Here is a 17020-nt window from a genome sequence, read left to right as displayed (position 1 = left end):
TCACCGCGGGCGGTAGTCGTCCGGGTCGGGCAGACGGGTTCTCTCCCAGTACTCCATGAGGGTGAACGGCCAGTTCTGCGAGACCCGGCCGTGGGCGTTCTTGTACCAGCTGTTCACCGTGGACGCCCCCCAGGCCCGTTCCCGGTTGGCGGCGTCGACCAGCTCGTTGTACGCGTCGTGCACGTCCTCGCGGCACTCCAGCGCCCGATGCCCGTCGCGCAGCAGCAGGCGCAGGCACTGCAGGATGTAGTGCGCCTGGCACTCGGAGAAGAAGATGATGCTGCCGTTGATGACGATGTTGGTGTTCGGCCCGTACATCAGGAACAGGTTGGGGAATTCCGGCACGGTCATGCCGAGGTAGGCGCGGGCGTCGCCGTTCCACCGCTTGTGCAGGTCCGCGCCGCCGCGGCCGGTCACCGTCATCGGCACGAGGAAGTCGGAGGCGGAGAATCCGGTGGCGTAGACGATGACGTCGGCGTCGTAGGCCTGCCGCGCGGTGACGATCCCGTCCTCGGTGATGCGGCGGATCGGGTCGGTGACGAGGGTGACGTTGTCGCGTTTGAGCGCCGCGGCCCACACGCCGTTGTCGCGCAGCATGCGTTTGGCGCCGGGCGGGTAGTCGGGGACGGCGGCGCGCAGCAGGTCCGGCCGGTCGGCGAACAGGTGCTCCAGGTACGCGGTGAGCAGGGCTCGGCGTTCGTCGTTGACCGCCGACACCGCGCGTTCGCCGGCGGGCCAGGCGGGGTCGACGTGCACGCTCGGCAGGCCGCCTTCAACGTTGGCGTTGAACAGCCAGAAGCGGTACCACTGCGCGTAACCGGGCACCTGCCGGAACAGCCGGCGCAGGCCGTCGGCGACGGGGTCGTGGTAGTGGGGCGTCGGCGCGAGCCATGGCGCGGTGCGCTGGAAGACGGCCAGGCTGCCGGCCGTGCGGGCGATCTCCGGCACGAACTGGAAGGCGCTGGCCCCGGTGCCGATCACGGCGACGCGTCTGCCGGTGAGGTCGACGTCGTGGTCCCAGCGCGCCGAGTGGAAGCTCGGCCCGGCGAAGTCGTGCCTGCCGTCGATGTCCGGGTAGTGGGGGCGGTTGAGCTGGCCCACCGCACAGACGACGGCGTGGGCGGTGAGCACGTCGGCGCCGCCGTCCGGGGTGCGCACCCGCACCTTCCACGTGCGAGTGTCGTCGTCGAAGCCGGCCGACAGCACCTCCGTGCCGAACCGGATGTGCTCGCGGACGCCGCGGTCGTCGGCGAAGCGCCGGAAGTAGTCCAGCAGCACGTCGCGGGTGGAGAAGTACGACGGCCAGTCGTCGTGCTCGACGAACGAGTAGCCGTACAGGTGGCTGCTGACGTCGACGCGGCAGCCGGGGTAGCCGTTCTCCAGCCAGGTGCCGCCGACGTCGTCGTTCTTCTCCACGATCGTGTACGGGATCCCGGCCTGCCCCAGCCGGTGGCCGGCGAGCAGGCCCGACATGCCCGCTCCCACGACGACGACGTGGAACGGCCGGTCGGGGGCCAGGTCGTCCTTGTGCCACCGGGGGGCCGCCGGGTCGTGCGGGGCGGCGAGTTCGTCGAGCAGCAGCGGCAGGTAGCGGTCGGCGTCGCCGCCGGCCAGGAACCGCACGGCGCGCATCGTGGCCTCGTCGTCCACCGGGTCCCGGCGCAGCCGGAGCCGGCCGTCGCGGGCGGCGGTGAGCGCGGCGAACGCCAGCGAGCGCGCCTCGTCCTGTTCCGGCAGCGTGTAGCCGCCCTGCGGCAGCAGTCGCTTCGCCGGGGACGGCCGCAGCCGCTCCGGCAGCAGCGCCGGATCGCCGGTGGCGGCGCCGAGCGCGGCGAGCAGCGACGGGAGTTCGGCGTCGAGCAGCGCGCGCCGGATGACGTCGTCGCCGCCGGTGATGGGTTCGGCGGCCCACGTCATGCGGTCACCTCCCGGTAGCGGTTCACGCCTCTCCTCGAACGCCATAGATTCTGGAATCCGGTTTCAAGATTGTTGGCCGCCGGGCAGGATGACCGCGCGGCCGCGCACCTTGCCGTCGTGCAGCCGCGCGTACGCCTGCGGCGCCTGCTCCAGGGTGTAGGTCTCGAGGTGGACCTCGACAGCGCCCGTCCGGGCGAGGTCCAGCACCTCGATCAGCTCGGCGCGCGTGCCCCAGTAGGTGGTGGAGACCGTCGTCCCGTACGGGAGCGCGCCGAACCCGACGGGCAGCCGCCCGCCGCCCAGCCCCACGATCACGATGTCGCCGTCCATGCCTACGACGGCGCCGGCGAGGGCGACGGTCGCGGGCGCGCCGACGAAGTCGAAGACCGCCCGGGCGCCCACCCCGCCGGTCAGCTCACGGACGGCCGCCGCGGCGTGCTCGTCCGACAGCAGCGTCTCGTGGGCGCCGACCTCGCGGGCCAGCGCCAGCTTGTCCTCGCACACGTCGAGCGCGACGACGGTGGGGGGGCTCAGGGCGCGCAGCAGCTGCACGCCGACGTGGCCGAGCCCGCCGACGCCGATGACGACGGCGGCGCCGCCGGGCCGAAGCTTCGGCAGCGCGCGTTTGATCGCGTGGTACGGCGTCAGCCCCGCGTCGGTGAGCGGCACGGCCCGCACCGGGTCGAGATCGCCGAGCGGCACGAGGTGGCGGGCGTCGTCCACGAGCAGGTACTCGGCGATCGCCCCCGCCGCGCCCAGCCCCGGCGGGAAGATACCGAGCCCGGCGGCCCGCGGGCAGTAGTTCTCCCTGCCCTCGGCGCACGCGGCGCACAGGCCGCAGCCCCACGCGCCGTACACGGCGACCGCGTCGCCCACCTGCCAGCGCGTGACGCCGGCGCCCAGCGCGGCCACCGTGCCGGCGCCCTCGTGGCCGAGGACCAGCGGCAGCGGGAAGGGCAGCGCCTGGCCGGGCACGCTCATCACGGCGAGGTCGGAGTGGCAGACCCCGGCCGCGGCGACCTTGAGCAGCACCTGCCCCGGGCCCGGCTCCGGGTCGGGCACGGCGGTCACGACGGGCGCGCCCGCGTCGCCGCGGTAACACAGCGCTCTCATGACTCTCCTAGCGCGCCGAGTAGGCGCCGTCGACGAGGTGGTACCCGCCGTGGACGAACGACGCTCGCGGCGACAGCAGGAACGCCACCAGCTCCGCCACCTCCTCGGCGCGGCCGAGCCGCCCGGCGGCGTGCAGGCTCGCCAGCACCTGCCTGGCGTCCTGGCCCACGTCGTCCAGCAGCGGCGTCTCGATGAAGCCCGGCCCGACCGCGTTGATCCGCACGCCCCGCGGCGCGTACTCCAGCGCCGCCGTCTTCGTCAGCCCGACGACGCCGTGCTTGGCCGCGACGTAGGCGGCCTGCCCGGGGAAGCCGTTGACGCCCAGGGCGGAGGACATGTTGACGACCGCGCCGCCGCCACTGGCCAGGATCGCCGGCAGCTCGTGATGCAGGCAGTAGAAGACGCCGTCCAGGTTCGTGGCGATCACCCGCCGCCAGTCCGCGAGGTCGTGGTCGCCGACGTGCCCGCCGGCGCCGGCCACGCCGGCGTTGTTGACGGCCAGGTGCAGCCCGCCGAGCGCGTCCACCGTGGCCTCGACCGCGGCTCGCACGGACGCGGGGTCGCTCACGTCGACCGGCACCGCGAGCGCCCGCGCCCCGGCGGCGCTCAGCTCGCGGACGGCCCGCTCGGCCCCCGCCTCGTCGAGGTCGGCGACCGCCACGGCCGCGCCCCCGGCGGCCAGCCGCCGGGCGACGGCCAGGCCGATCCCGGACGCGCCGCCGGTGACGAGGGCGGCGCGCCCCTCGAACTCCGTTGCGTAGTCGCCGTTCGCGAGCGCCATGCGCACCTGCCTTCCCGGATGTCAGAACGTGACCGGCGAGCGGGTCACCACCACCTGGCCGGCCCGGCACCGGCTCGTCGCTTGACCTCGACAGGCGTGCCCGCGTCGCGCCCCCGGCCTAGAGCTGGAGGGTCGTGGTGGTGAGGAACTCCTCCAGGCCGAAGCGGCCGTACTCGCGGCCGTACCCCGACTGCTTGAACCCGCCGAAGGGCGCCAGGCCGTTGTGCGCGCCGTCGTTGACGCGGATCTGCCCGGCCCTGATGCGCCGCGCCACCCGGTGGGCGCGCTCGGCGTCGGCGCCGCGCACGCCGGCGGCCAGCCCGTACGCGGTGCCGTTGGCGATCCGGACCGCCTCGTCCTCACCGGCGTAGGGCAGGACGACCAGGACCGGTCCGAAGATCTCCTCCTGGGCGATCCGCGACTCGGGGGCGACACCTGTCAGCACGGTGGGCCGCACGTAGAAGCCGCGCTCCAGCCCGTCCGGCGCGCCGGTGCCGCCGGTCAGGGTGACGGCGCCGTCCTCGGCGGCGGCGCGCAGGTGCTCGCGGACACGTTCGCGCTGCACGGCCGACACCAGCGGCCCCAGCCGGGTGGCGGGGTCGCGCGGGTCGCCCGGCGTGTACGTCTCCGCCTCCTCGGCCGCGATCCGCTCGGCGTCCGCCAGCCGCTCGCGCGGGACCAGCAGCCTGGTCAGCGCCGAGCAGGTCTGGCCGGAGTTCAGGTAGCACGCCGCCACGCCCTTGCGCACGGCATCCTCGAAGGCGGCGTCGTCCAGGTCGTCGAGCAGCACGTTCGGCGACTTGCCGCCCAGCTCCAGCGCGGTGCGCTTGACCGTCGCGGCGGCCAGCTCGGCGACCCGCCGCCCGGCGCGGGTGGAGCCGGTGAACGACACCATGTCGACCAGCGGGTGCGCCGCCAGCGCCTCCCCGGCCTCCGGCCCGACGCCGCACACCAGGTTGAACACGCCGGGCGGGAACCCCGCCTCGTGCATCACCTCGGCCAGCGCGAACGCGTTGAGCGGGGTGACCTCGCTCGGCTTGAGCACCACCGTGCAGCCGGCCGTCAGGGCGGGCGCGAGCTTGGCGGCGATCTGGTGCAGCGGATAGTTCCACGGGGTGATGGCGCCGACGACGCCGATCGGGTCCCGGTAGACCACCGAGCCGCCGAGCCGCTCCTCGAACTCCACGGCGGCGGCGACCTCCGGCATCAAGGCGAACGTCCTGATGGGCGCCCCCACCTGGATGAGCCGCGTCAGCCTCCGCGGCATGCCGAGCTCGTCGACGATGGTGTCCGTGAGCCGCTCGGCGCGTTCCTCCAGCGCGGCGGCGACGGCGGCGCACAGCGCGGCCCGCTCGGCGGCCGGGCGGGCGGACCAGGCGGGCAGCGCGGCCGCCGCCGCCTCCACGGCCCGCGCGACATCCTTGGCGTCGCAGCGCGGAACCTCGGCGATGACCTCCTCGGTGGCGGGATCGACCACGGGGATGACCTCGCCGCCGCTCGGCTGCACCCACTCGCCGTCGACATAGATCCGGTGCGGCATCGCCCTCACCTCGGAAAATTCTAGATTCTAATTCTAGAAGGATTAGATCACGGCGGCTGCGAGCTGGGAAGGCCCGTCCGCTCACCCTTGACAGTTCAAATGAATGGATTTTCGATACCTGCAGGAAACGCATCACGGGCGTCCCGCCCGCGATGCCGGTCAACCGGGCGCGCAGCGGTGATCGCGCCCAAGGAGCCGCACCATGACCGTGGACGACCGCTTCGGCGAAGACCTCCAGCGCACCCGCAGGCAGCGGTTCCTCAGCGGCCACCAGAGCGAGATCGTCACCGATCCCGTCACCGACTGGGCCACCGACTTCTCCCACGTCGACCCCGAGTGGGCGGCCGACCCGTACCCGATCCAGGACGAGCTGCGCCGAAGCTGCCCGATCGCCCACACCGACCGGTTCGGCGGCGCGTGGCTGCCCACCCGCTACGAGGACGTCGCGGCCATCGCCTACGACACCGAGCACTTCACCTCCCGCGCGATCATCGTCAGCAACATGCGGCCGCCCGCCGACCTGGCCCCGGCCGGCGGCGCGCCGCCGATCTCCTCCGACCCGCCCTTCCACCACGACGCCCGCAAGCTGCTGCTGCCCGCCTTCACCAAGAACGCCGTCGCCCGGCAGGAGCCCGGCACCAGGGCGTACTGCCACGCCCTCATCGACGCCTTCGACGGCCGCGACGTCGTGGACGCCGCCCGCGAGTACGCCAAGCAGATCCCCACCCGGGTCATCGCCGACCTGCTCGGCTTCCCGCAGCAGGACAGCGAGAAGTTCGGCGCGTTCGTCGAGAACACCCTGGAGGACGTCAACGCCCCGGCCGAGGTCCGCCTGCGGCGCCTGACCAGGCTGTCGGAGTATCTGCTGGAGCAGATCCACGACCACATCGCCCACCCGCGCGACGACCTGACCACCCACCTGCTCGACGCCGAGCTGCACGGCCGCCGGCTCGAGCCCGGCCACGTGCTCGGCACGATCAACCTGCTGCTCATCGCCGGCATCGACACCACCTGGAGCGCGATCGGCGCCTCCCTGTGGCACCTGGCCAAGACGCCGGCCGACCGCGAGCGGCTCGTCGCCGAGCCGGAGCTGCTGCCGACCGCGATGGAGGAGTTCCTGCGCGCCTACGCGCCCGTCACCATGGCCCGCCTGGTCAAACAGGACATGCACTGGAACGGCGTGGACATGAAGGCCGACGACTGGGTGCTGCTGCCGTTCCCCGCCGCCAACCGCGACCCCGCGCAGTTCGACCGCGCCGGCGAGGTGGTCATCGACCGCGAGGTCAACCGGCACGCCGCCTTCGGCCTGGGCATCCACCGCTGCGTCGGCTCCCACCTGGCCCGCATGGAGCTGCGGGTGGCGCTGGAGGTGTGGCTGGAGCGCATCCCCTCCTTCACCCTCGCCGACCCCGGCGCCGTCACCTGGGCCCCCGGCCAGGTCCGCGGCCCCCGCACTCTTCCCCTGCGCATCGCACGATGACACCCCGACGAGCTTGAGAGCGGAGACCAGGGATGGCCCGACTGCTGCGCCCGTACGCCGAGACCCGGCCCGAGGCACCCGCACTGACCGACGAGGACGGCGTCACCACCTGGCGCGAGCTGAACACGCGCGTCGACCGCCTGGCCCGCGCGCTGCTCGAGGCCGGCCTCGGCGCCGGCGACACCATCGCCGTCCACTCCGCCAACCGGCGCGAGTACTTCGAGGTCATGGCCGCCGCCAGCCACATCGGCCTGCGCTACGTCCTGGTCAACTGGCACTGGACCGCCGACGAGCTCCGCTACGTCCTGCGCGACGCCGGCGTGCGCGCGCTGTTCTCCGACCCGGCCTTCGCCGCGCAGGCGTCCCTGGCCGTGGACGGGCTCGACCTGCCCATCCTGATCTCCTTCGGCACCGGCATGCCGGGCTTCACCTCCTACGAGCAGTTCCTCGCCGCCGCACCCGACGGCGAGCCGGAGGAGCAGGTGATGGGCGGCCCGATGTTCTACACCTCCGGCACCACCGGCCGGCCGAAGGGCGTCAGCCGCAAACGGCCGACGACGGGAACGCCCGTCGAGGCCCTCAGCCTGGCCTCCGGCCACTTCGCCACCACCTTCTCCGTGCCCGACGAGGCCCGCACGCTGCTGGCCGGCCCCGTCTACCACTCCGCCCAGTGGATGTTCTCCTTCCTGGCGCTGCTCGGCGGCAGTTCCGTCGTCATGCGCCGCTCGTTCGACCCCGCCGAGACGCTGCGGCTGATCGACCGGCACGCGATCACCAACGTGCACCTCGTGCCCACCCAGTTCGTCCGCCTGCTGCGCCTGGACCCCGCCGCCAGGCGGTCCTTCTCCGGCGGCAGCCTCGTCGCCGTCTGGCACGGCGCCGCCCCCTGTTCACCCGAGGTCAAACGCCAGATCATCGAGTGGATGGGCCCGATCGTCAACGAGTACTACGGCTCCACGGAAGCGGGCGTCAACACGATCATCGGCTCACGGCAGTGGCTGGCCAAGCCCGGCAGCGTCGGACGCCCGCAGCCCGCCACGGAGATCCACATCCTCGACTCCGACGGCGAGCCCGTCAAACCCGGCCGGCAGGGCCAGATCTGGTTCCGCTACACCAACGGCGACGACGTCGAATACTGGGGCGACCCGGACAAGACCGCCTCCATCCACCGGGCCGGCCTGTTCACCACCGGCGACATCGGCTACTTCGACGAGGACGGCTACCTGTTCCTCTGCGACCGCACCATCGACATGATCATCAGCGGTGGCGTGAACATCTACCCGGCCGAGATCGAGAACGTGCTCATCACCCATCCGGCCGTCCGCGACGTCGCGGTGTTCGGCATCCCGGACGACGAGTTCGGCGAACAGGTCAAGGCCGCCGTCGAACTCACCGACGGCGTGCAGCCCACCGACGACCTGCCCGCCGAGCTGATGACCTTCTGCCGCGACCTGCTGGCCGGCTACAAGGTGCCCCGCTCGATCGACTTCCTGCCGGAGCTGCCGCGCACCCCGACCGGCAAGCTGTACAAGCGGCTGCTGCGCGAGCCGTACTGGCAGGGCGTCTCCCGCCGGATCTGACCCGCCGCCCCGCGAGGATGGGGTCATGCACCTGCACTCCCTGCCGGCGCAGGCGGGGCTGCCGCCGTGCGAGTCGGTCACCGGCGCGGCGCCGCCGCGCCTGCGCCCCTACGTGATCGGCTACGCCGGGTTCCGCACCACCGGCGACGGCGTACCGCGGCGCAGGGTCCTGCCCCTGAACGCCGCCACGGTGATCATCGACTTCGCGGGCCGCCGGACGGTCGTCACCGGCCCCCGCAGCGTTCCCGAGATATCCGCCCAGGCCGACTGGCGGCACGGCGTGACCGTCGGCCTGTCCCCCGCCGGGGTGTCGGCGCTGTTCGGCATGCCGATGCGCGAGCTCGCGCACACCAGCGCCCCGCTCGACGCCCTGCTCGGCCCGCGGGCCGCCGAGCTGTCGGACCGCCTGGCCGCCGCCCCCGGCTGGCGGGCGCGGTTCGCGCTGCTGGACGAGCAGCTGACTTCCTCCCTCGATCCCGGCGCTGACCGCGACGACCTGGTGACGCGCGCCTGGTGGCGCCTGCAGCGCCCGACGACGATCGCGGGGCTGGCCCGCACGCTCGGTGTCAGCACCCGCTACCTGGAGCTCGGCTTCCGCGAGCGGATCGGGCTGCCGCCCAAGACGGTCGCCAGGATCGCCCGCTTCCAGCGGGCCGTGCACACCCTGATCAGCCCGTCCGCTCGCCTGGAGGCCGCGGTCGCCTGCGGCTACGCCGACCAGCCCCACTTCAACCGCGAGTTCCGCGCGATGACCGGGCTGACGCCCACCCAGTTGTTCGCATTCGTTCAAGACAGGCGCGCGCCTGCTCGCCTACCTTTCCCGCCATGACGCTCAAGGGAAAGACGGCACTGGTGACCGGCGGCTCACGAGGCATCGGCCGCGCCATCGTGGAACGGCTGGCCCGCGACGGCGCCACGGTCGTGTTCAGCTTCAAGGACGACAAGGCGGCCGCCGAGCACCTCACCCGCACGGTCGCCGGGACGCTCGCCGTCCGCGCCGACCAGGAGGACCCCGCCAGCCTCGAGGCGCTGTTCGAACCCGTCGCCGGCGGCCTGGACATCCTGGTCAACAACGCGGCCGTCAACCCGCGCGCGCCGATCGAGCAGGTCACCGCCGAAGAGTTCGACCGGGTGATGACCGTCAACGCCAAATACCCGCTGCTGGCCATGCGGCGCGCGGCGGCGCTGCTGCGCGACCACGGCCGCGTCGTCAACATCTCGACGCTCAGCACCGCCGTCCCGGCCCCCGGTCACGTGCTGTACGTCGCCAGCAAGGCCGCTCTCGAACAGTGCACCGCCGTCGCGGCGCGCGAGTTCGGCGTACGCGGCATCACGGTCAACACCGTCTCGCCCGGCGCGACCGACACCGACCTGCTGCACGCCGTCAACCCGCCCGAGGCGCTGCGGCAGACCGCCGCCCTGACCGCTCTCGGCCGGCTCGGGCGACCGGCCGACATCGCGAACGTCGTCGCGTTCCTGGCCGGCCCCGACTCCCAGTGGATCACCGGGCAGAACCTCCGCGCCACCGGCGGCCTCATCCTGTGACCCCCTGGTGGGGGGTGCTCGTCGTCGCGGAAGAGAGCAGGGCGAGCTTGTCGGCGTCGCTCGTGCCGGGTTCGGGGTGGTAGAGGACGAGCATGATGCCGTCGGTGCCGGCGATGGCGAGCTTCTCGCGATGCAGGCGGAGCTCGCCCAGCTGCGGATGGTCGAAGCTGAGAGAGGCGCCCTGCCGGATCCGGACGTCGTGACGTGCCCAAAGGTCGCGGAAGCGGGGGCTGGCCAGGGAGAGCTCGCCGACGAGCTCGATGAAGCGCACGTCGTCGGTGTCCGTGCCGACGGACTGGCGGAAGGTCGCGACGATGCCTTCGGTGGCGAGTTCCCAGTCGGAGAAGAAGTCGCGTTCGGCGGGGTCGAGGAAGAGGTCCCGCAGCCGGTTGTGGCCGGGTGTGAAACGCGGGGACAGCGCGCCGGCGAGGTGGTTCGCCGCCAGGACGTCGAGGTAGCGGCCCTCCACGAACGCGGGGAACGGCAGCCGCGGCAGCAGCGTGCGGGTGCTGTCCGGCACCACCTCCCGGCGGGGACGCCGCCGGGCGGGGCGCGGCCGGCCGGCGGACAGGCCCATCAGGTAGGCGGTGGAGTCGTCGTCGAGCTGGAGCACCCGCGCGATGGAGGCGAGGACCTGCCCGGACGGGTGCCGGTCCCGGCCCTGCTCGAGACGCAGGTAGTACTCGACGCTGATGCCGGACAACATCGCGACCTCCTCCCGGCGCAGACCGGGCACCCGTCGCACGCCCAGCACCGGGATGCCGGCCTGCCGCGGGCTGACGAGCTCCCGGCGAGCGCGGAGAAAGTCACCCAGGAGGTTCTGCTCGTCGCTCATGCCCCCACGGTAATCACCGGACGCCGCGCGGTCCTGTCCCTGCCGCTACCAGTGTCACGAGGAACCTGGCCCACGAAGCCGCCCCTGGCGAGCATGGCCGAGCAAGCCCCACCGACACGCGAAGGGACGAACAGCTGTGAGTCTTGTTCTGGTCACCGGCGGGTCCGGCTTCATCGCCGGGCACTGCATCCTCCAACTCCTCGAACGCGGCCACCGGGTCCGCACCACCGTTCGATGGTCGTCTCGCGAGGCAGGCGTCCGCGCGGCGCTGGCCCGCGCGGGCATGACGCGCGGCGACGCTCTCGACGTCCTCGAAGCCGACCTGATGAAGGACGACGGCTGGGCCGCCGCGACGCGCGGCGCGGACTTCGTGCTGCACGTCGCCTCGCCCGTGCCCATCGGGAGGGTGAAGGACGACGACGACGTGATCGTCCCGGCGCGCGACGGCGCGCTGCGCGTGCTGCGCGCGGCGCACGACGCGGGCGTGAAACAATGCGTGCTGACCTCGGCCTTCCACGCCGCCGGCTTCGGTCACGCGCATCCCCACGGCGTGTTCACCGAGGACGACTGGTCTCCCCTCGACGGACCGGGCGTCGACGCCTACGGAAAGAGCAAGATCCTCTCCGAGCGGGCCGCCTGGGACTTCGCGCGGTCGCACAGCGGCCTCGAGCTCACCACCATCCTGCCGGTCGCGGTCATGGGCCCCGTGATGGGAGAGAACGTCTCAGGCGCGAACCACATCGTGCAGCGCATCCTCGACGGGCGGATGCCGGGATACCCGAACCTGTACGTGCCGATCGTCGACGTGCGGGACGTCGCCGCCGCCCACGTCGCCGCGATGACCGCCGACGGCGCCGCAGGAGAGCGCTTCCTGCTGGCCGGCGACGCGCCGGCGATGGCGATGAAGCAGATCGGCGCCCTGCTCAGGGAACACTTCGGCGAGGCGGCCCGTAAGGCTCCGACCCGCACCATCCCCGACCTCGTCGTACGCCTCGCCGCCCGCGTCAACCCCGAGTTCCGCTCCGTCGCGGCCGACCTGAACGTCGTGAAGGACGTGTGCACCGACAAGGCCCGGCGCATCCTCGGGGTGCGGCCCCGCCCGTCCCGCGAGGCGATCCTCGCGGCCGCCGAGAGCATGCTCGCCAGGTCGCTCGTCACCCCCTGATCACCCTCAGGACCGCTGGTCGGCGGGACGGCGGTAGACGCCGTGCCACCAGGTCAGCGCCAGCTCGCGGGCGAACGCGGCGTCATGACCGGGGTCCCCCGCGGTGACGTGGTCGACCAGGGCCCGTTCGCCGCCCATGACGATCAGCCGGGTGGCGCTCACCGGGTCGACGCCGGCGGGGGTGCGGCCCGCCTCCTGCTCGGCCCGCAACACCCGCAGCGTCCAGGCGGTGAAGTGGTCGAGCTCCTTGCCCCAGAAGTCGCGCACGGTCGCGTCGTAGGCGGCGACCTCCGCGAGCGCCCGCCGCACGGCGGCGTGCTCCCGGTAGACCCGCACCACCTGCACGAAGACCTCCGCGAGACGGTCGACGCCCTGCGACGGCTCCCAGGCCGAGGTGACGTCGAACGACGAGCTCATCAGCTCGGTGGCCAGCCGCATGAGCAGGTCGATCTTGTCGCGGAAGTGGTTGTAGAACGTCGAGCGGGCGACGCCGGCCTCGGCCGAGATCTGCTGCACGCCGAGCTCGGTGAAATTCGCGCCGTTGATCAGCAGACGCTGCGTCGCGGCCAGGATGTCCGCCTCGGCCGAGGTGGGCCGGCCGACGTTCACGGTGCGGCGTCGGGTGATCGAAGGCATGTCCGGATCCTAGGCGGCCCGGCAGCGTACGTCACACGCCGGCGTTCGTGTAGCGTAATTTCTGGACACGCTGTCCAGACGTAGCGACCAAGAATCTGTTGGAAGGAAGAACTGGTGAAATACCGTCTGCTGGGACGTACCGGAGTCTGGGTCTCGGAGATCGCCCTGGGCACCATGACGTTCGGCGGCAAGGACCACCCGGTGTACAGCACCCACGGCGCACTCGGGCAGCAGGACGTCGACCGGCTCGTCGGCACCGCCCTCGACGCCGGGATCAACTTCATCGACACCGCCGACGTCTACGCCGACGGCGAGAGCGAGGAACTCCTCGGCCGGGCCCTCGGGCCACGCCGGCGCGACGTGCTGCTCGCCACCAAACTGATCGCTCCGGTCGGCCCCGGGCCCAACGACCACGGGCTCACCCGGCTGCACGTGATGCGCGCCCTGGAGGACAGCCTGCGCCGCCTCGGCACCGACTACATCGACCTCTACCAGATCCACAACTACGACCACCTCACGCCGCTGGAGGAGACGCTCAGCGCACTCGACGACGCCGTACGTCAGGGCAAGGTCCGCTACATCGGCTGTTCCAACCTCACCGCCTGGCAGATCAGCAAGGCGCTGGGCATCTCCGCGCTGCACGGCCAGGCCAAGTTCGTCGCCAACCAGACGTACTACTCGCTGCTGTCACGCGACGCCGAGCAGGAGCTGGTGCCCATGGCCGAAGACGCCGGGATGAGCCTGACCGTGTGGCAGCCCCTCGTCGGCGGCTTCCTCACCGGCAAGTTCGACCGCGGCGGAGCCACCACCGAACCGGACTCCCGCCGCGCCCGCAACGGCTTCGACTTCGTGCCGTTCGACGAGGACAAGGGCTTCAAGGTGCTGGACGTGCTGCGGGCCGTCGCCGCGCGGCACGAGGTCAGCCCGGCCCGCGTCGCCATCGCCTGGCTGCTCGCCCAGCGCGCCGTCACCAGCGTCATCGTCGGCGCCCGCAAGCTGGAACAGCTCATCGACAACATCGCGGCCGGCGACCTGACCCTCACCGAGCACGACCTCGCCGAGCTCGACGAGGTCAGCCGGCCGCCGACCGCCTACCCGCACTGGATCCAGCAGTGGTTCGCCCCGACCCGGACCCCGGCCGCCAACCAGGCCTGACCAGAACCCCTGCCGTTCGGCATGCTGAGGGCCATGAACGTCGAGCACCCAGGCGTGCGGATACGGCCCATCCGTGAAGAGGACCGCCACGCCGTCCTGACACTGGCCCACCGGCTGACCGAAGGCGTGGCGGAGTGGCGCGACCCCGAGGCGGTCGTGGAGGCGGCCCGGCAATGGCTCGCCGGATCCCTCACCCCGGAGGGGGACCGACCCGGCGCCGTGTTCGTCGCCGAGACCGACGACGGCGTCGTCGGCGTGGTCTCCGTCAACACCCACCAGCACTTCACCGGAACGGTCGACGCCTACGTCGGCGAGCTGGCGGTCGCCCCGCACGCGGTACGCGGCGGGGTCGGCCGGCAGCTGATGGCCGCGGCCGAGACCTGGGCCCGCCGGCAGGGCGTGCGCCACCTGACACTGGAGACGGGCGCCGCCAACACCACCGCCCGCCGCTTCTACGCCGCCCTGGGCTTCCGGGAGGAGGCGATCCGCCTGACGCGCACCCTCGACGAGGGGAACGCGTGAGCCGCTCATTCGGCAGGGCAGACGGTGCCCGGCCCGGGGAGCCTCAGGTCGATCAGGTACCGGATGGCGTGCCGGATCGGGCACTGCTTGCCCGACAGATACATGACGTGCCCGGGCCCGTCATAACCGACCGTGACCGAACCAGGGATCATCCTGGTGAAGCTCTCCGTCAGCGCCTGGTCGCCCCACGTGCTGCCGGCCCCCAGCACCGGCGGCAGGCCGCGAACCGGCAGCGGGCGCGACGGGTTGGCCACCTTCAGCGGCCACCCCGTACAGCCCAGCGCGTCGAACGACACGCCCGCCAGGTTCGCCGAGACCTTCCGCGCCTTCTGTCGGGCCTCCGCGAGCTGCTCGTAGCCGGTGTACCCGCGCTCGTCCCCGCACGTCATCGCGAGCGCTCCCGGCATGGCCCAGACGGCCGCGTTGCCGAGCACCACATCGGCGAAACCGGACCCGTCCCCCCGCCTGGCCCTGTCCACCGCGTCCGCGAAGGCCAGCCAGCGCGCGTTCCCCGGCCCCGGATCGCCGAGGAATCCCGCGAAACCGAAGCTCTTCAACCGCGACCCGGTCAGCTCCCCCTTGCCGAACTCCGGCGAGGTGACCGGGATCGGCCGGCGATCGGCCTCCCGGGTGAGCTCGCGCCAGACCGCACCGGCGTCCTCACCGTGCAGGGCACAGGCCGGGGTGGCCGAGCACCACGCGGTGAACCTGCCGAACACCCGCTCGGCGCGCGACAAGGTCAGCAACGCCTGCCGCGGCCAGCCGACCGTCTGGTTCACCACCCCGTCGACGTACATGGCCCGAACACGGTGCGGGAACAGCCGGGCGTAAGCCGCCATGGGCACCCCGCCGTAGGAGTTGGCCATGAAGCTCAGCCGCTCCTCGCCCAGCGCCCGGCGGACGGCGTCCATGTCCCTGGCCACCGACAACGAATCCAGGTGAGCGAACAGTCCGGTGCGATCATCGCCCCGGCACGCCCGGAACGCCTTGGCCATCCTCGCGGCCAGCGCCTCGAACTGCCCGCGATCGCGGGGCTCGTCCAGCGACGTCCCCGGCTCCAGACACGACGGCGGCAGCCGATCCAGCCAGACGGTGTTACGCGGGTTGTAGGCGACCAGGTCGAACCGCCTGCGCAGTTCGGTCAGATCGCCCGCGGCGCGTTTCAGGTCCTCGATACCCTTGGCGCCCGGCCCGCCGGGAACGCCCAGCACGCCGCCGATCCGGCGCGCCGGCTCCGTGGCGGGCAGCCGCGCCAGCTCCAGCGTGACCTTCCGCCCGTCCGGCTCCGCCCAGTCCACGGGCACCTCCACCGCCGCGCACCGCATCCCGGCCGGAACGCCCGCGCCCTCGCACTCGCGCCACCGCAGCCGCTCCTCGCCCCGCACCGCCGGCGCCGACGCCGCCAGCAGCACCGGCACCAGCGCCGCGACCAGCCATCCGCTCATCCTCATGGCTCCAGCCTGCTCGCGCGGCCGCCCGATTTCCTCCTCCCCCGGAACCGTTGCCACGACGGCGATCCGGGACCCCGCTCCTCCCCCTTCCGGAGGGCTCAGCGCAACGTGACCGGGTCTCGGACCCCGACGCGGGTCAGCTTCTCCGGATTGCGGACGTAGCACAGACCGGCGATCCGCCCGTCCACGACACTGAACGCCAGCACGCCGTCGAGCTCGCCGCCCACCCGGACGAACAGCCCCGGACTGCCGTTGACCACGGCCGGATCACCGGTGAGCGCACCCCCGGCCTTGCCGAGACCGCCCACGATGAACCGGGCCACCCTCTCGGCCCCGGCCACCGGCCGCAGCGCACCCCGCTTGACGCCGCCCGCGTCGCTCACGAAGACCACCTCAGGAGCCAGCACGTCGAGAAGCCCCTGCCGATCCCCCGTCTCGAACGCCCGCCGGAACGACTCCAGCGCCGCCCGCATCTGCCCCGGGGAGACCACCTCACGCGGACGGCACGCATCGACATGCCGCCGAGCCCGGTGCGCGATCTGCCGCACCGCCGCCGGACTCTTCCCCACCGCCGCCGCGATCTCGTCATAACCCACATCGAACGCCTCACGCAGCACGAAAACAGCACGCTCCGTCGGCGACAACCGCTCCAGCACGATCATCAACGCCATCGACACGCTCTCGGCGAGCACCGCGTCCTCGGCCACGTCCGGCGCGGTGAGCAGCGGCTCCGGCAACCACGGCCCGACATACGCCTCCTTGCGCCGCCGCATCGTCCGCAGCCGGTTGAGCGCCAGCCGGGTCGTGATCCGCACCAGATAGGCGCGGGGCGACCCGGAAGTCACCGGCCCGCCGCCTCAGACTGCCTGATCGTCGTAGCGGACCGCCGCTTCGGTGGTGCCGGTCATGGCGTCTCCTTCGCTCGCAGGCTTACGCCCTCAAGACACCGCACGCCCGCCCGTTGTGACACACATGACGCAGATCACCCCACACCCGGCCCGGCGCAGCACCCGCACCTCCGGCACGGGACAAGTCGCTTGATCGACGACATGCCGGGCCGCGCGCCCTAACGGTCCGAAGCGCTCCTCCGAATCGCCTCGAACAGAGCCGACGCCGCCCGGCTCAACTCCCGATCCGCCGCCACCGCGATCGACATCACCACCCTCGGCGCAGGCCGGCCGACCCGGACCAACCGCACCCCCGCCGCCGGATCCACGACAGCCGGCGGCACGATCGCCACCGCCAGCCCGTGATGCACGAAATCCACCACCCCGGCGAAATCGCCCACCTCATACCGCAC

Annotated in this window: 16 protein-coding genes; 7 read left to right on the top strand and 9 right to left on the bottom strand. The window is 72.6% G+C overall.

Going from position 1 to position 17020, the window contains the following annotated elements; all coding sequences use genetic code 11:
* From C1J01_RS15655 to C1J01_RS15640, 4 genes are all read right to left on the bottom strand, one after another.
* Complete coding sequence (locus C1J01_RS15655; RefSeq protein WP_111179699.1) at positions 1 to 1917, bottom strand: flavin-containing monooxygenase; 1917 nt, start codon at positions 1915 to 1917, stop codon at positions 1 to 3.
* Between the two features lie 63 nt (positions 1918 to 1980).
* Complete coding sequence (locus C1J01_RS15650; protein WP_111179698.1) at positions 1981 to 3030, bottom strand: NAD(P)-dependent alcohol dehydrogenase; 1050 nt, start codon at positions 3028 to 3030, stop codon at positions 1981 to 1983.
* A 7-nt stretch (positions 3031 to 3037) separates the two neighbouring features.
* Positions 3038 to 3811 (bottom strand): SDR family NAD(P)-dependent oxidoreductase, encoded by a 774-nt coding sequence (locus C1J01_RS15645; protein WP_111179697.1) that lies wholly within the window; start codon positions 3809 to 3811, stop codon positions 3038 to 3040.
* Positions 3812 to 3929: 118 nt separating this feature from the next.
* A complete protein-coding gene (locus C1J01_RS15640) occupies positions 3930 to 5351 on the bottom strand; it encodes an aldehyde dehydrogenase family protein (RefSeq protein ID WP_111179696.1) in 1422 nt (473 codons plus the stop codon).
* Positions 5352 to 5553: 202 nt separating this feature from the next.
* On the opposite strand from C1J01_RS15640, the gene C1J01_RS15635 reads away from it, so the two are divergent.
* Genes C1J01_RS15635 through C1J01_RS15620 form a run of 4 tightly spaced genes read left to right on the top strand, consistent with a single transcriptional unit; the run spans position 5554 to position 9956 of the window.
* Complete coding sequence (locus C1J01_RS15635) at positions 5554 to 6831, top strand: cytochrome P450 (protein WP_111179695.1); 1278 nt, start codon at positions 5554 to 5556, stop codon at positions 6829 to 6831.
* A 32-nt stretch (positions 6832 to 6863) separates the two neighbouring features.
* Positions 6864 to 8411 carry an AMP-binding protein gene (locus tag C1J01_RS15630; RefSeq protein WP_111179694.1) on the top strand — a complete coding sequence of 516 codons (1548 nt, stop codon included), beginning with the start codon at positions 6864 to 6866 and terminating at the stop codon, positions 8409 to 8411.
* A 25-nt stretch (positions 8412 to 8436) separates the two neighbouring features.
* Positions 8437 to 9240, top strand: coding sequence for a helix-turn-helix domain-containing protein (locus C1J01_RS15625; protein WP_111179693.1), 804 nt, complete (start codon positions 8437 to 8439; stop codon positions 9238 to 9240).
* Positions 9237 to 9956, top strand: coding sequence for an SDR family oxidoreductase (locus C1J01_RS15620; protein WP_111179692.1), 720 nt, complete (start codon positions 9237 to 9239; stop codon positions 9954 to 9956). The genes C1J01_RS15625 and C1J01_RS15620 overlap by 4 nt, the downstream gene beginning before the upstream one ends.
* Here C1J01_RS15620 and C1J01_RS15615 read toward each other — a convergent pair.
* On the bottom strand, positions 9946 to 10791 hold the full coding sequence (locus tag C1J01_RS15615; protein WP_111179691.1) for a helix-turn-helix domain-containing protein: 846 nt from the start codon (positions 10789 to 10791) through the stop codon (positions 9946 to 9948). The genes C1J01_RS15620 and C1J01_RS15615 overlap by 11 nt on opposite strands.
* Before the next feature lie 136 nt (positions 10792 to 10927).
* On the opposite strand from C1J01_RS15615, the gene C1J01_RS15610 reads away from it, so the two are divergent.
* Positions 10928 to 11956 (top strand): NAD-dependent epimerase/dehydratase family protein, encoded by a 1029-nt coding sequence (locus C1J01_RS15610; RefSeq protein WP_111179690.1) that lies wholly within the window; start codon positions 10928 to 10930, stop codon positions 11954 to 11956.
* 6 nt (positions 11957 to 11962) lie between these two features.
* Here the strand turns inward: C1J01_RS15610 and C1J01_RS15605 are convergent, their stop codons facing one another.
* On the bottom strand, positions 11963 to 12592 hold the full coding sequence (locus C1J01_RS15605) for a TetR/AcrR family transcriptional regulator (RefSeq protein WP_111179689.1): 630 nt from the start codon (positions 12590 to 12592) through the stop codon (positions 11963 to 11965).
* Between the two features lie 114 nt (positions 12593 to 12706).
* On the opposite strand from C1J01_RS15605, the gene C1J01_RS15600 reads away from it, so the two are divergent.
* A complete protein-coding gene (locus C1J01_RS15600; protein WP_111179688.1) occupies positions 12707 to 13747 on the top strand; it encodes an aldo/keto reductase in 1041 nt (346 codons plus the stop codon).
* A 33-nt stretch (positions 13748 to 13780) separates the two neighbouring features.
* The gene (locus tag C1J01_RS15595) at positions 13781 to 14269 is read left to right on the top strand and encodes a GNAT family N-acetyltransferase (RefSeq protein WP_181448764.1); all 489 of its coding nucleotides are present in this window, start codon (positions 13781 to 13783) and stop codon (positions 14267 to 14269) included.
* 5 nt (positions 14270 to 14274) lie between these two features.
* Here the strand turns inward: C1J01_RS15595 and C1J01_RS15590 are convergent, their stop codons facing one another.
* The 3 genes from C1J01_RS15590 to C1J01_RS15580 form a co-directional block, all read right to left on the bottom strand.
* Positions 14275 to 15714, bottom strand: a complete 1440-nt coding sequence (locus C1J01_RS15590; protein WP_146615602.1) for an alpha/beta fold hydrolase — start codon at positions 15712 to 15714, stop codon at positions 14275 to 14277.
* 104 nt (positions 15715 to 15818) lie between these two features.
* On the bottom strand, positions 15819 to 16565 hold the full coding sequence (locus C1J01_RS15585) for a sigma-70 family RNA polymerase sigma factor (RefSeq protein WP_111179685.1): 747 nt from the start codon (positions 16563 to 16565) through the stop codon (positions 15819 to 15821).
* A 221-nt stretch (positions 16566 to 16786) separates the two neighbouring features.
* On the bottom strand, positions 16787 to 17020 hold a 234-nt coding region (locus C1J01_RS15580; protein WP_220039930.1), incomplete at its 5' end, for a LysR substrate-binding domain-containing protein.

Origin of the sequence: Nonomuraea aridisoli (assembly GCF_003236395.1) — a bacterium.
Classification (GTDB): domain Bacteria; phylum Actinomycetota; class Actinomycetes; order Streptosporangiales; family Streptosporangiaceae; genus Nonomuraea; species Nonomuraea aridisoli.
This window is presented reverse-complemented; position numbering and strand designations above follow the sequence as displayed.

Bases quoted from the DNA above. Each gene is read 5' to 3' on its own strand.
- C1J01_RS15655 (WP_111179699.1), bottom strand. From the start codon at position 1,917: ATGACGTGGGCCGCCGAACCCATCACCGGCGGCGACGACGTCATCCGG.
- C1J01_RS15650 (WP_111179698.1), bottom strand. From the start codon at position 3,030: ATGAGAGCGCTGTGTTACCGCGGCGACGCGGGCGCGCCCGTCGTGACC.
- C1J01_RS15645 (WP_111179697.1), bottom strand. From the start codon at position 3,811: ATGGCGCTCGCGAACGGCGACTACGCAACGGAGTTCGAGGGGCGCGCC.
- C1J01_RS15640 (WP_111179696.1), bottom strand. From the start codon at position 5,351: ATGCCGCACCGGATCTATGTCGACGGCGAGTGGGTGCAGCCGAGCGGC.
- C1J01_RS15635 (WP_111179695.1), top strand. From the start codon at position 5,554: ATGACCGTGGACGACCGCTTCGGCGAAGACCTCCAGCGCACCCGCAGG.
- C1J01_RS15630 (WP_111179694.1), top strand. From the start codon at position 6,864: ATGGCCCGACTGCTGCGCCCGTACGCCGAGACCCGGCCCGAGGCACCC.
- C1J01_RS15625 (WP_111179693.1), top strand. From the start codon at position 8,437: ATGCACCTGCACTCCCTGCCGGCGCAGGCGGGGCTGCCGCCGTGCGAG.
- C1J01_RS15620 (WP_111179692.1), top strand. From the start codon at position 9,237: ATGACGCTCAAGGGAAAGACGGCACTGGTGACCGGCGGCTCACGAGGC.
- C1J01_RS15615 (WP_111179691.1), bottom strand. From the start codon at position 10,791: ATGAGCGACGAGCAGAACCTCCTGGGTGACTTTCTCCGCGCTCGCCGG.
- C1J01_RS15605 (WP_111179689.1), bottom strand. From the start codon at position 12,592: ATGCCTTCGATCACCCGACGCCGCACCGTGAACGTCGGCCGGCCCACC.
- C1J01_RS15595 (WP_181448764.1), top strand. From the start codon at position 13,781: ATGAACGTCGAGCACCCAGGCGTGCGGATACGGCCCATCCGTGAAGAG.
- C1J01_RS15590 (WP_146615602.1), bottom strand. From the start codon at position 15,714: ATGAGCGGATGGCTGGTCGCGGCGCTGGTGCCGGTGCTGCTGGCGGCG.